Source organism: Sulfitobacter sp. GN1-4 (assembly GCF_055693825.1).
Genome location: NZ_JBVFUQ010000003.1, coordinates 3035382 through 3048768, shown reverse-complemented (window position 1 = coordinate 3048768; position 13387 = coordinate 3035382). Strand labels below are relative to the sequence as shown.

Genomic DNA, 13387 nt, shown 5'->3' with positions numbered 1-13387 from the left:
TCGATCGCGGCGACACATTCTCGTGACTTGTCAAAGCCATATACCCCCAGTAGGTATTGCCTATGTTTCGTTTGGTTCTGTCGATCACTTTTGTTTTGGCATTCGCCGGTGCATCTGATCAGCCCCACCTAAGTGGTCCAGCTTGAGTGTTAGTGCATAATTGGCCTGGGTTCCATCGGGACGATGGTTTCCGGGGCCGGTGGGCGGTAGCCCAAGGCACTATGTGGTCGTTTGGTGTTGTAGTGTTTCCTCCATTCTTCGATCAAAATTTGCGCCTCTCGCAAGCTGTAGAAGACCTCCCCGTTTAATAGCTCGTCCCGCAGCCTTGCATTGAAGCTTTCACAGTACCCATTTTCCCAAGGAGATCCCGGCTCGATGTAAGCGGTCTTAGCACCAACGGCTGCAATCCAATCTCCAACGGCCTTAGCTATGAACTCTGGGCCGTTGTCTGATCGGATGTAGGCTGGCACGCCACGCAGGATGAACAGGTCCGTCAACGCGTCAATGACTTCGGTCGAGTTCAGCTTGCGCTTCACTCGGATCGCCAGGCATTCCCGGCTGCGCTCATCCAGGATGTTCAGAGTCCGGAATGCCTTCCCGTCATCGGTCCGGTGGTGCACGAAGTCATACGACCAAACGTGGTTGCGATACTCAGGTCGCAACCGGACACATGAGCCGTCGTTCAGCCAGAGCCGGCCTTTCTTGGGCTGTTTAATTGGCACTCTGAGCCCCTCACGTCGCCACAGACGTTCGACACGCTTGTCGTTCACAAGCCATCCGGCGTCTCTGAGCAAAGCTGCGATCCGGCGATAACCATACCGACCATACTGGTGGGTCAGTTCGATCATATCAGACACCAGACGCTCCTCGTCAGCGCGCCCGACTGGCAAACGCCTCTGTGTTGATCGGTGCTGCCCCAAGAGGCGGCAGGCGCGACGCTCTGAGATGTGGAACTGGCTTTGCACATGGGTCGATACAGGCACGACGACGTGAAGGGCTCAGTAGTTTCCCCGTGCAGCCTCCGAAAGGATCAGCTTATCCAGCGTCAAGTCCGACACAGTTCGCCTCAGCCTCTCGTTCTCCATCTGAAGCCGCTTTAGTTCCTTCAGTTGGTCGGTTCCCATACCGCCATATTGCTTGCGCCAGCGATAGAATGTCTGTTCTGTTATCTGCACCTGGCGAATGGCATCCACGCGTGGCGTTCCCTGTCCGCAAAGCACCTCAACCTGCCGTAACTTCGTGACAATCTCTTCCGGCTTGTGTCGCTTGATGCCCATCTATGATCCTCCGTTTCCTAACTATAGGGGCGGATCACTTCAGTGGGGGAGGATCAGGCCTGGGAGCCGTGATTGCTCTTGTCCTGACAGCGAGAGGGCCTGCACAAGGGAACTCAGCTCACCCCGCCTGGCAATTGCTCTGCCTTGTGGGTTTGGTTGTGGTGATGGCGCTGCCCAAAGGCGGTTTGGGCTGGGAACACAGCGTCGTGGCCGGGTTGACGGCGGCGCTGATCCTGTTGGGGCATACCGCGCGCGGGCAGACTGGTCTTTTGACGCAGCCGGGGGGCCGCTATGTGGGACGCCTGTCTTATGCGCTCTATTTGTGGCACTGGCCCGCCTTGACCTTCGGGCTGCTGGCACCCTTCAGCATTTGGGCCAACCTCGGATGTGCTGCAGCTTTTACGCTGATCATGGCCATGCTGTCTTATCATTTTGTAGAGACGCCTGTGCGGCAGCGCCCCACCCCACGTCCGCGCCTATGGCATCTGGGCGCAGGGCTTGGCAGCATTCTGACAGTCGTCGCCCTTGTCGCTGGCTCCAAGGCTTTGTGAGAACTCCGCCCCGAAAGACCTTTTGAAGCCGCGGTGCGGCCCGAAACGTTGCCCTTGCCGGACAGCGGCCTGCCATATAACCCGACCTGCGTGATCGACAGACTGGATCGACCGCTTCGCCCGCAGACCTTTCAGGAATGCACTTTCGCCCCACGCGCCCCCGAAACGCGCAGCCTTTGGGTGATGGGGGACAGCCATGCCGGGCATTTGCAAAGCATGTTGCTTACCTTGAGACAAGAAGAGGGGCTGGGATTTCATCTGGTCGAAAGTGTTGGAGCCACCTATCCGGTGAACCCCGCAGCGCCTTTTGCCCCTCGTGAGACGCTGTTTGACACCATCAGAGCACACTGGAAGCCCGGCGATGCGGTCGTGTTGTCGCGACTTTATCTCTATCGTGAAGCACCGTTTCGCGTCCTGCCAGATCTGTCGGGCTGGGTGGAACAGGTTGACAGTTTCGCCGCCGTGCTGGCCAGTGAAGGGATCAACCTGATCGTGGTGGGCCCGCCACCTCTGTTCAGGTTTGAAGACCTACGCGCCTGCAACCCCGATGATCCGCAAAGCTGTGCTGTGCCACGCGCCAAGCTGGCCCCCGTGATTGACACGGTCTTGGAGGAATTGCGCGGGCTGGAAAAGGCGCATCAAAACACAAGGGTCGTTGACGTTCTTGACCTCTTTTGCCCTGCCCACGTGCCGTTATGCAGCCCGTCGCGCAATGGCGTCTTTTTGTTTCGGGACCGTGACCATGTGAATGTCGAAGGGTCCCGACTTATTGCCCCTCGCCTGAACCAGACGCTGGCGACATTTGACTGATCATTTGTGCCAGTGCCCGTTTGTGAATGTCGCCTCGGGTTCTAACCCCAAGGCGACGACAGCGTTTTCGATTTGATTTGCAACGCACCTTATCACCTAACGCGCTGAAATCTTTGATTTCGGGCAGCGTTAGGTGGGTCAGGTTTGTCGAAGACTGCTCTAAGATCTTACCATGGGTCAGACGATATCGGTCACGATCAGTTCATATGTGCCCATGGTAGCGAGCGGCGAACCCAAGACAAAGACTTCGAGATAGTATTGGCCGGAACCTGAGACTGCGGAGAATGTGAAGTCTTCATCGCCGGCAGCGAAACTCTGCGTCAAGATATCCCCGGATTCGTTGCGGATCCGCAGGTCTGCATCAAAAGGATCATCCCCTGTGTCGCTCAACTGCAGCCGCACGGTCTGGCCGACATCCAGCCACAGCCCAATCCAATCCGTGTCGCTGCCTTCGTCAATTGTTGCCAGATACGAAACCGCACTGTCATTGGTTGACCAAACACCGTCCCCCGACAGATTCACATGCAGCGGAGTATTGTCGGCGGCAGGGAGGTCAGGAGCAGGAAAGACCTCGTTCACAAAGATTGTATAATCGTCGACCGCAGGATCATTGGGCACGCTCGTATTGGTGGCAACGACAAAATCCAGCGTCGTCGCACCGTTGTCCGGCGCATAGAAGATCTGGCCTTCCGAGTTGCTTTCTGCAACTGTCTGGCCGCCAGCCGGACGGATAAAGATCTCTGCCTCACCCGCCGCGTCGCCACCCAGGGTCAGGGAAAAGACCGTGCCAGCTGTCGTGCTGAGATCGAGGCTGAAGTAATCAGCATCGAAGTCTCCGTCCAACTCGGAAGCAAAGAGTTGCTGTGTTGTGATCGGCTGAGCATCCGCCGCAGAGTCACTGATGTCATCGTCGCGCACCGTGATGTTGACCGTGGCTGTCGCCTCGCGCCCCTGGTCATCCCGGACCGTGTAAATGAAACTGTCCTGACCCGCGAAATCGGCATTGGGCGTATAGGTAAACAGCGCCGAGGATGGACTTGGGAAATCAACGGTGCCGTTGCCCGGATTGCTGACGGTGGTCAGCGTAAGCCCGGTGCCGATGTCATTTTCAAAAGCGTCAAACTGGATCGAGCCGTCTTCGTCCACCTCGATGGTTTCGCCATTGATTTCAAAGGTAACGGGAATCGGGTTGTCCAGCACGCCAGTGACCTGAAAGATGAATTCGCTTGTCGCAGGATCAAGAGCGGCCTGATAGTAGCCATCAATGGCAGCAACTGCTGCGTCAAACCCGGCCTGAGTGCCATCATAGAGCGCCATCGCCGCCGCGGCATTGTCCACATTCGACATGCCCAGCGTCACCGCAAAATATGTGCCCAGATCGGTTTTGTTGCTCAAAAACGCCTGGTCTGCCTGTTGCTGGTCGATGAAGGTTTGATCTGCGCCAGCGGGTGGTTCGGCCTTGGCCCCGCGCAGCAGTTCCAAGATGAATTGGTCCCTGCTGACTGACCCGTCTTCCAGCACGCCGACCCAGAAATCAAACCCCGCCTGATCAGACTGACGCCCCAGCACGTTGTTATAGACGGTGGTGACAAATTGGGCGCTGGTGGTGCCATCGGGATAGGCCGCGCGGGTTTCAGGCTGATCCACAAACAGCAAGGCCGTCGACTCAAGCGACGTCCCATTCGCAAAGGCCGTGCCCCAGAACCCCAGCCCCACCGCATCGGGCGCCCGGTTGAAATAGGCGATATAAAGCTCGATGAACTGGGAAAGTTGTGGCCCTTCCAGATCGCTAAGTCCGGCAAATCTGCTTAATTCAAACGGCTGATCCGGGGGCAGGTTGCTGAATTCCAGCAATTCCACATCCCGGAGGCTGTCGGTGCTGTTGTTTGTGGTGCGGTCTGTCAAAAGGACAAAATTTTCAAACACCTGAAGCGTATAGCCCGACTGATCATTCAGAACGAGCGTGTCTTCCCCTGGCCCACCAAAGACCTGATCGTTGCCAGCAAAGGATCCGATGCGATCATCCCCTTCGAACCCAAAAAAGCTGCTATCTGGGTTGAAGCCGGTTAGGTCTACCAGCTGATCATCCCCGTCCGTGCCAAAAAAGCTAAGCGGGTCGACCAAGAAACGATCAGACACGCCACCGTCCGATCCTTTCATATAGAAAAGTGACAGGCTGGCGTCATCGCGCGCCAACTGCAGCAAATCGTCTACAGATGTGCGGGCGACCGCTTCTACCACTCCAAAGCTAAGCGCAGAGGCGATTTCAGCGTTTATGATTGTCTGGGTGCTGGCCCCTTCTGCCGCAAAAACGGCGTTGGTCTCGGCATCTGTTGCGATGGCGAACCCTGTAAAATCGCGCGAGACGAGGTCGTTGGATATTGACAGTACCCAAAGTTCAAACTCATTTTCCAAGGCTTATACCCCCTTTCGGTTTCGTTGTTTCTGTCCACATCAGAGCAGATATTCGCGCCCTTTTCTCATAGTTGCAGTGTTTCTGAATTATCCGTCTGTGATCAAGATCACAGAACCTAAGCTTTTGATATTTAATACCCTCCCAACGGGAAGATATGGTAGAGATTCAATCGCTCTGCCGGTGATCCGCCGCTCAGATAACATCGAACGGAAAGTCCACGACCCCGACAAGCGCAAACTGAAATTCCCCATCCGGGTTGCCCTGCGCATCCAAATCGTGCTGATCCGCTGCGGCGCGTGCAGCCGCCAAGTCTGCTGTTGCCTGAGTGCCCAGGACCGCAAAAACATCCGCCGCGTCCAGCACATCTGACCGCCCCAGGATGGTCGAATAGTAAACGCCCAGATCGGTTTTCGTCTCAAGGTAGTCACGGTCGGCCTGCGATGTGCCCACCTTGGCGCCTTTGATCACCTCCAGCACAAAGGTGCCAATGGTGACTTCCTGACGTTCAAGAACCCCGGTCCAGAAATCAAACCCGCTCTGATCCGGCGTGCGGCCCAACACGTTGCTGTAGACGGTTGAGACAAAGGTATCGATGTCCGACGGGTCAGGATACAGGCCGCGCGTTTCGGGTTGGTCAAAGAACAACTCGGCAATGTCCGACAGGGGAAGCCCCTCAGCCAGCTTGTCGGCCCAGAAGAAAAGACCAAAGGCATCCGGCGCACGGTTGAAATAGGCGGCATACATTTCGGCCAGTTCCCGAAAACCGTCATTGTCCAGATTCACTCCGCCCGAGAAATCCCGCAAATCAATCTCGGTATCCCTAAATTCCAGCTTCTCGATGCCAGACAAATTGGCCGTCCCCAGTTCGCCGGTGAACTCAACAATCTCCAACGGTTCAGATGCGGACAAGCGGATCCCATAGGCTGAGCGGTCGCCGTCAAATACGGCCGTATCAACACCGTCGCCGCCATCCACTGTGTCGCTGCCACCCGCAAGGAAAAGCCGGTCATCGCCAGCAAGGCCATTGATGGTATCTGCCTCAGGTGTGCCGTTCAGCGTGTCGGGGCCAGGTGTGCCGTTGATAGCGTTCCGGCCATCCAGAATGGTCACAGTTGTGCTGTTCGCGTTAGAGGCCACTTCACCAGAGGAGGACACTAAGACCATATTGACAGAAAAGTTCTCTTCGCCCTCCATCAGCCGATCGTCAACGATTGGAATGGTCAGCGCGATGGTGTTTGGCCCGTCCGCAGTGAAGGTTACCTGGCCTGCGGTATCACCGACATCAGGATCGGCGAAAGTGGACAGGTCCAGATCGTCTGCATCCGTTGTGGTGTTGGTCAGCTGATAAAGGACCGTCACATCGGTGCTTGTGTCCCCGATCCGATGTATGTTGATCACCGCCGTTTGCCCTTCGGTAACCGTGCTTACGTCAGGATCTAGGTAAAGGATGGTCTCAGCCTGGTTTGCCAGCGTGGTGCTGCCGCCTGTCAGGGTTTGGATCTGTTCAAAATTGGTGGTTTGCGTAGACACCTGCTGTCCCATCGCGCCGGGATTGCCGGCCTGGCCCGACGCACCGTCAACCCCATCAGAGGCAAGCTCCGTGCCCTGTCCACCAAGGCCCGGCAAACCGATGCCGCCAGCATCACCACCGAGCCCGACGAGCGCGTTCGCCCCGGATGCCGTGGTATTGGACGACATCGCCAGTCCCTGCCCGGTGATGACACCGAAATTCAGGATGGTCGCCGCTGAGGCACCGGGGTTGCCGGGGCTGCCGCCCATCCCTCCGTCACCGCCGTTTGCGCCATCGCCACCATCGCCGCCATCGGTAAAGAGCGCGCCTTCTGGAAAATCGCCGCCATCGGCGCCGCGCCCGCCAGCACCGCCAGCGCCCCCTGTACCGCCTATGCCCGCCGCACCCGCAGTGGCGCTGGCGTTCACGATGGCCACATTGTTCAAGTTCAGCGTGCCAGTCGCTGAGTTCAGGATCGCCGATGCGGCAGAGCCACCGTCGCCCCCATCCCCGCCGGTGCCGCCATTGCCGCCGTCAAGCCCGTCACCGCCATCGCCGCCTACAACAAACACGCCGGGCACGCCTTCCGCCCCTGTCCCGCCTGTGCCGCCGGTGCCACCAGCGCCGCCAACTGCGGTTGCGTTCGAGATCGTCAAGTTGTTCAGTGTCAGATTGCCTGCATTAAAAATCGACCCGGCCGCCGTTCCGCCGTCAAACCCAGGCCCCGCGTTGCCGCCATCCATGCCGGAGGTTTCCAACTGATTGAACCCCGGTATCCCAAGCGCCCCGCTGCTGCCGGTGCCCGTGCCGTTGTTCAGGACCAGCCCGCTCAGCGTGACATCTCCTCCGACAACCAGAAAATGCGAGGTCCCATTGCCGTCAATGGTCACATCGGCACTACCGTCGCTGTCCTGGTCACCCAGAATTTCAACACCGCCGCTCTCTGCACCTAAATTCAGTACAAGCGGCCCAAGGGCGGCATCAAGCGTGATGGTGGACACAGAAAAGGTAAAGAAGATCAGATCATCTTCCGGCGTGCCTTGCGCAAGCGCGATTGCTTCTCTGAGGGAAAGAAACCCGTCGTCGGCAACGGTATCCGAACTTGTTGTAACAATGAAATTGGCCATAGTCGCTTTCCCACAAAAAACAAAAACAATTACCGCATATCATCCGTTGCTGTGTCAGGATTTTCAAGTGAACTGTCATACTTAGAGTCGGTTTCACCCAAGACGTGTCCCAGCAGGGCTACCGTCTGATCCTCCCCCAGTGAAGTGATCCGCCCCTATAGTTAGGAAACGGAGGATCATAGATGGGAATCAAGCGACACAAGCCGGAAGAGATTGTCAGGAAGTTACGGCAGGTTGAGGTGCTTTGCGGACAGGGAACGCCACGCGTGGATGCCATTCGCCAGGTGCAGATAACAGAACAGACATTCTATCGCTGGCGTAAGCAATATGGCGGTATGGGAACCGACCAACTGAAGGAACTAAAGCGGCTTCAGAAAGAGAATGATCGGCTGCGTCGAGCCGTGTCGGACCTGACGCTGGATAAGCTGATCCTATCGGAGGCTGCACGGGGAAACTACTGAGCCCTTCACGTCGTCGTGCCTGTATCGACCATGTGCGAAGCCAGTTCCACATCTCAGAGCGTCGCGCCTGCCGCCTCTTGGGGCAGCACCGATTAACACAGAGGCGTTTGCCAGTCGGGCGCGCTGACGAGGAGCGTCTGGTGTCTGATATGATCGAACTGACCCGCCAGTATGGTCGGTATGGTTATCGCCGGATCGCAGCTTTGCTCAGAGACGCCGGATGGCTTGTGAACGACAAGCGTGTCGAACGTCTGTGGCGACGTGAGGGGCTCAGAGTGCCAATTAAACAGCCCAAGAAAGGCCGGCTCTGGCTGAACGACGGCTCATGTGTCCGGTTGCGACCTGAGTATCGCAACCACGTTTGGTCGTATGACTTCGTGCACCACCGGACCGATGACGGGAAGGCATTCCGGACTCTGAACATCCTGGATGAGCGCAGCCGGGAATGCCTGGCGATCCGAGTGAAGCGCAAGCTGAACTCGACCGAAGTCATTGACGCGTTGACGGACCTGTTCATCCTGCGTGGCGTGCCAGCCTACATCCGATCAGACAACGGCCCAGAGTTCATAGCTAAGGCCGTTCGAGATTGGATTGCAGCCGTTGGTGCTAAGACCGCTTACATCGAGCCGGGATCTCCTTGGGAAAATGGGTACTGTGAAAGCCTCAATGCAAGGCTGCGGGACGAGCTATTAAACGGGGAGGTCTTCTACAGCTTGCGAGAGGCGCAAATTTTGATCGAAGCATGGAGGAAACACTACAACACCAAACGACCACATAGTGCCTTGGGCTACCGCCCACCGGCCCCGGAAACCATCGTCCCGATGGAACCCGGGCCAATTATGCACTAACATTCAAACTGGACCACTTTGGTGGGGCTGATCAGTTACTTGGATTTGGTAGACAGCTGCGTAAGCAGGTGTTGCCCGATAGGGCTGACCCATTGGTTTTTCCGCCAAAAGAGACATCTGCGCTGACGCCACAGATGTGATCCAAACCTGCGCTGTTTGTTGCAGTCATCGCTGACGCACTTCTGCCAAACAGCTTGGTTTGGCTTTTGAGCTCTCGCTTTGCGTGTTTGGCTTGGATTTCCACTGCACAGGTGCAGCGAAAATCTACCTTATAATATAGCAGAAAGATGTTGCGCCTTTGGTGAAATCCCTCCCGACGTGACGGCCTGTTGCACCTGATCTGCAAGTTGATCGTCTGCAATTCCGCCGACAGTGCCATTCCAAACGCATAAATAGAAGTGAGCCCAAAAGCTCGTTCCGGTGTTGAAGTGTCATTGGGGCAATCCAACTGGGTTGCCCCATTTTTTCGCCCGGAAGTTTAAAATCTCGATCCTCGTCTGGGCTTCTCCATAAATAACTTTGACACATAAAATGGACGTAACCCATTGTAACAAAACTATTTTTAAACAGTCAGTGCCTTCGCCGGTAGTGGCAAAACATATCAAGCCCTGAGATGGGCGCTCACCGAAGCCGTCGTTGATCGGCGCAAAACGGTGATTGTCTTTAAATCCAAAGAACTGATCGCACAGGCTCATGAAGATGCGCGCACTCATACAGATCAAATGAACCTGCAAGTGCCCATCACAGTCATCCATTCCAAGGCCAAGTTTCGGGTTCATCAGCCGAACTCAGTGAGCCGCCAAATCCACGTGCATCTTGGAACGGCATCACCGCATGGTCTTCCTCCGTTTTCCTAAACATAGCGGAGGACCACTTCAAAGGGGGAAGACCAGGATTGCCGACAAGATCCAGGAGTTCGGATGGTCCATCGTTGTCTACTTCGAGGCTGCAGATCTTGAGGAACTGGAACCTTTCCTGAAGCAATTGCCGGGGATCATCGTGGTCGATCACATGGGCCGGCCGGATGTAAGGAAAGGCGTGGATCATCCCGATTTCGCGCGGTTCATTCGACTTATGTCTGAGAACGACAATATCTGGACCAAGGTGACATGCCCTGAACGTTTGACAACCGCTGGCGCGCCTTACGACGATGTCGTGCCTTATTATCAAACGATCGTCGATCAGTTCGAGGATCGCGTACTTTGGGGCACGGATTGGCCGCATCCGAATATGAAGTCCCACATGCCTGATGATGGCGCGCTTGTGGACTACATCCCGCGTATCGCGCGCTCGGCTGCGCAGCAGGAAAAACTGCTCGTTACCAATCCCATGCGGCTCTACTGGTCCTAGCAACTTGTTCCCATGCTTTGAGGCTGAACAGAGGAAACTGCACTAATAATCATGCAGCGACCACAAGAGAGAGCAGTGGCGCATGTACGGTTAAAGTAGTGAGAAGGCTCAGCACCCCATAGTCTCGAGCTGACGCGGTACTGCAGCAAAATGGGGCCGAACACCCGGATCAGTTTGGGCAATAGTGAAGCCTTGATTGACACTAAGCTGTGTACCTTTCTCAGTCGGATAACCTGACTATCCTCTCTACGATGGACGTCTTCTCTTTGTACGAAAACGTCCTAATGGACGCAGTATCTGCTATTCTGGCTGCAATCTTTTTGAGCATGCTGGAGTAGTCACTTTCCCGGTTTAACTGTGCAAATCAGAGGACAGTTTAACGCCGTTCTGATGTGTTCAGCTTCTGACGGGTTTGGATCACGGGCTGACGCAACCCATCAACCGTCAGGCCTTGGGCTTTAAATGATCCAAGCTCTCCTTCAGGATCAGCTTGTCCAACTGCAGATCAGCAATGATCTTCTTCAGCCGCTCATTCTCTTTCTGCAGCGCCCGCATCTCAGACAACTGAGGCCGACCCATCCCACCAAACTTCATGCGCCTGTAGTAATACGTCTTATCCGAAATCCCCGCCTGCCGACACGCACTCACAACGTCCAAGCCATCATTCAAATGCACGTCGATCTCGCGCAACAGCTTCAACGCATCTGAACCGCCCCGGTTTTACCGGAGACTGTTGAGTTCGTATTTCAAGCTGCGATTTTGTTTGATTGCAAGGTTTGCATGTATCGTTCCTCCGCTTCGATTGGCGTGATGTAGCCGAGCGGCTCAAGCAGGCGCTCTTTGTTGAACCAGTCTACCCATTGTAGTGTTTCCCATTCGACCTGATCTTTGGACTTCCATGGCCCCAACCGATTGATGACCTCGGTTTTGAATAGACCGATGATCGTCTCTGTCATAACTGTCGCCGACGCTGCCGACTGAGGGCTCCAGTCCGGCGTCGGCCAGCCTCTCAGTGTATTTGATCGACACATATTGGCTGCCGCGATCCGAGTGATGGATCAGTTTCTCAGCAGGTCTGCGCGCGTGGATTGCCTGTTCCAGCGCATCCAGAACGAACTGTGTGGCCTGTGTTGTCGATGCTTTCCAGCCGACGATCCAGTTCGCGAAGGTGTCGATGACAAAGGCAACATAAACGAACCCGCGCCAGGTCGAGACGAACGTGAAGTCTGATACCCATAGTCCATTGGGCTGAGAGGCTCTGAACTGGCGATTGACCTTGTCCAGCGGGCATTGATCTGCAGGCTGTCCATACGTGGTTTTGATCTTCTTGCACCGCCGAACGCCTTGAATGCCCAGCTGGCGCATCAAGCGTTCAACTGTGCAGCGGGCGATCTCAATCTTCTCACGCTTCATCGCGTGCCACAGTTTGCGCGCGCCATAGACGGATCGGTTCTTCTCCCAAAAGTCTTTCATCTCTTTGCGAAGAAACGCATCCCGTTTGGTGCGATCCGATGCCTGCTCAGGATCGCGCTCAATGACCAGATGCTCGTAGAAAGTCGACGGGGCAATCTGCAGAACACGGCACATCGGCTCGACCCCATGCACGCTTCGGTGCTCCTTGATAAAGGCGATCATTTGCGGAGCGGGCGGTCGAGCTCCGCCTGTGCAAAATAAGCAGACGCCTTCTTCAAGATCTCATTTGCCTGACGTAGCTGCCGGTTCTCGCGCTCAAGCTCCTTGATGCGCTGACGTTCGGCCGTCGTCACGCCATCACGCTTGCCGGTATCCGTCTCATGCTGCTTCACCCAGATCCGCAGGCTGTCCCTGCTGCAACCAACCTTCTGAGAGATCGACAATATTGCCGCCGATCTACTCGCGTATTCGCTCTCGTGATCCAAAACCATCCGCACCGCTCTGGCGCGCAATTCCTCTGGATAACGTGTTCCGTTATTCGTCTTTCCCATGACCCAATATCCTTACTTCTGGGTCTCCGGCAAACAAGGGGCGGTTCATACCGCTTCCGAGCCATCTTCAGCCTCTCCCGTGACACTGAAATAGTGGCTCAGTTTTAGGGGGCTAGGACAAGCATCTGCCTCAGCATCTGAAGAAACAATGCCTCAGTTTGGCTAGGCGATTTGTTTTTTTGCCGGATCGCGCCCAAGGGCCTATGAAACTGTGGGTGATCGAAGGCTAGGAACACCAGGCGATCCTCTAGGTAAGGTGCCGTTGTGGCCATTGGCATTGTCGTTATCAGGTCCGTTTCAGCCACGATTTCCAAAACCGAACGAATTGAATCAGTCTCGCACCCGATCTGCATCGACCGGACCCCAGAGGCGATCATGGCGGCCTCGGTCTGCTGTCGCAGCAAGCTGCCCCGGGAATGCGCAAGCCAGACACGGGCTTCGAGATCCGAGGCCATGATCTGTTTGCGAGACGCCAAGGCGTGGCCGGTTCGGCACATGACACCGACCCCGTCATCGATCAGTTCCTCGAACTCCAGCCCGTCCACCGGTTCTGCCAGGCTTTCCGGGCCGAAGACAAGGTCAACCTGGCCACGTTCCAGCATGGTCCGCAGTTCATGGACCAGCCCGGTGCGTATCTCGACACTGCAATTGGGATTGGCTTTGATGAATTGCGTCAGGGGATCGCTGAGAAACCGACCGGACACGATGGGCGGCGCACCGATGCGCAACTCGCCAACTGATCCTTTCACCGTCTGGTCCGCGACAATGCCTGCCTGTTCTTCGGCCAGCCGGATCGCCATGCCGTTGCGGGCCAGCCTCAAGCCTAGGCTGTTCGGAACAGACCGGCGACCCTCTCGCTGGAACAGAGGCGTGCCCAGGCGGTTTTCCAATGCTTTCATGTTCCGGCTGAGGGCTGGCTGCGTCGTGCCCAGCCGATTGGCTGCGGACTGGAATGAGCCGGCCTCAACGATGACCGAAAGCTGGGCTAGGTGTTTGGGATCAAGTTTCATGCCTAATTGGTATGTATAGAGCCAAAAGTTTGATTATTCCATATCAATGAAAGCTGGTATCGT

The 13387-nt window shown here is 56.1% G+C and carries 9 protein-coding genes, 2 pseudogenes and 1 other annotated feature; of the genes and pseudogenes, 4 read left to right on the top strand and 7 right to left on the bottom strand.

What is annotated here, in order from left to right; genetic code table 11:
- Positions 1–149 precede the first annotated feature (149 nt).
- Positions 150–1277 (bottom strand): annotated as a pseudogene (locus tag ACZ1HM_RS15575) (IS3 family transposase).
- A gap of 164 nt (positions 1278–1441) precedes the next feature.
- On the opposite strand from ACZ1HM_RS15575, the gene ACZ1HM_RS15570 reads away from it, so the two are divergent.
- Together ACZ1HM_RS15570 and ACZ1HM_RS15565 are read left to right on the top strand one after the other, a co-directional pair.
- Positions 1442–1828: an acyltransferase family protein gene (locus ACZ1HM_RS15570; protein WP_472743583.1), complete on the top strand. Its 387-nt coding sequence runs from the start codon at positions 1442–1444 to the stop codon at positions 1826–1828.
- A gap of 33 nt (positions 1829–1861) precedes the next feature.
- Positions 1862–2638, top strand: a complete 777-nt coding sequence (locus ACZ1HM_RS15565; RefSeq protein WP_472743582.1) for an SGNH hydrolase domain-containing protein — start codon at positions 1862–1864, stop codon at positions 2636–2638.
- Positions 2639–2815: 177 nt separating this feature from the next.
- Here the strand turns inward: ACZ1HM_RS15565 and ACZ1HM_RS15560 are convergent, their stop codons facing one another.
- On the bottom strand, positions 2816–5053 hold the full coding sequence (locus tag ACZ1HM_RS15560) for a DUF4214 domain-containing protein (RefSeq protein WP_472743581.1): 2238 nt from the start codon (positions 5051–5053) through the stop codon (positions 2816–2818).
- 193 nt (positions 5054–5246) lie between these two features.
- Positions 5247–7691, bottom strand: coding sequence for a DUF4214 domain-containing protein (locus tag ACZ1HM_RS15555; RefSeq protein ID WP_472743580.1), 2445 nt, complete (start codon positions 7689–7691; stop codon positions 5247–5249).
- Between the two features lie 182 nt (positions 7692–7873).
- Here ACZ1HM_RS15555 and ACZ1HM_RS15550 point away from each other — a divergent pair.
- Positions 7874–9000 (top strand): IS3 family transposase gene (locus tag ACZ1HM_RS15550; protein WP_472743579.1). Its coding sequence is split into 2 segments (ribosomal slippage): positions 7874–8138 and positions 8138–9000, totalling 1128 coding nucleotides; the frame shifts between segments, so codons are not numbered across the junction.
- A gap of 431 nt (positions 9001–9431) precedes the next feature.
- Here the strand turns inward: ACZ1HM_RS15550 and ACZ1HM_RS15545 are convergent.
- Positions 9432–9779 carry a hypothetical protein gene (locus ACZ1HM_RS15545; RefSeq protein WP_472743578.1) on the bottom strand — a complete coding sequence of 116 codons (348 nt, stop codon included), beginning with the start codon at positions 9777–9779 and terminating at the stop codon, positions 9432–9434.
- A gap of 55 nt (positions 9780–9834) precedes the next feature.
- Here ACZ1HM_RS15545 and ACZ1HM_RS15540 point away from each other — a divergent pair, with 55 nt between their 5' ends.
- Positions 9835–10350: an amidohydrolase family protein gene (locus ACZ1HM_RS15540; RefSeq protein WP_472743577.1), complete on the top strand. Its 516-nt coding sequence runs from the start codon at positions 9835–9837 to the stop codon at positions 10348–10350.
- Positions 10351–10794: 444 nt separating this feature from the next.
- Here the strand turns inward: ACZ1HM_RS15540 and ACZ1HM_RS15535 are convergent, their stop codons facing one another.
- From ACZ1HM_RS15535 to ACZ1HM_RS15525, 3 genes and pseudogenes are all read right to left on the bottom strand, one after another.
- Positions 10795–11049, bottom strand: a complete 255-nt coding sequence (locus ACZ1HM_RS15535) for a transposase (RefSeq protein WP_472743576.1) — start codon at positions 11047–11049, stop codon at positions 10795–10797.
- 47 nt (positions 11050–11096) lie between these two features.
- A pseudogene (locus ACZ1HM_RS15530) lies at positions 11097–12314 on the bottom strand (IS3 family transposase).
- Positions 11911–12027: a sequence feature (AL1L pseudoknot), on the bottom strand. (Overlaps the previous pseudogene by 117 nt.)
- Before the next feature lie 104 nt (positions 12315–12418).
- Positions 12419–13324, bottom strand: a complete 906-nt coding sequence (locus ACZ1HM_RS15525) for a LysR family transcriptional regulator (protein ID WP_472743575.1) — start codon at positions 13322–13324, stop codon at positions 12419–12421.
- Positions 13325–13387: the final 63 nt, after the last annotated feature.

Coding starts and splice junctions, on each gene's coding strand:
- ACZ1HM_RS15570 (WP_472743583.1), top strand. CDS start 1,442: ATGGCGCTGCCCAAAGGCGGTTTGGGCTGGGAACACAGCGTCGTGGCC.
- ACZ1HM_RS15555 (WP_472743580.1), bottom strand. CDS start 7,691: ATGGCCAATTTCATTGTTACAACAAGTTCGGATACCGTTGCCGACGAC.
- ACZ1HM_RS15545 (WP_472743578.1), bottom strand. CDS start 9,779: ATGAACCCGAAACTTGGCCTTGGAATGGATGACTGTGATGGGCACTTG.
- ACZ1HM_RS15540 (WP_472743577.1), top strand. CDS start 9,835: ATGGTCTTCCTCCGTTTTCCTAAACATAGCGGAGGACCACTTCAAAGG.
- ACZ1HM_RS15525 (WP_472743575.1), bottom strand. CDS start 13,324: ATGAAACTTGATCCCAAACACCTAGCCCAGCTTTCGGTCATCGTTGAG.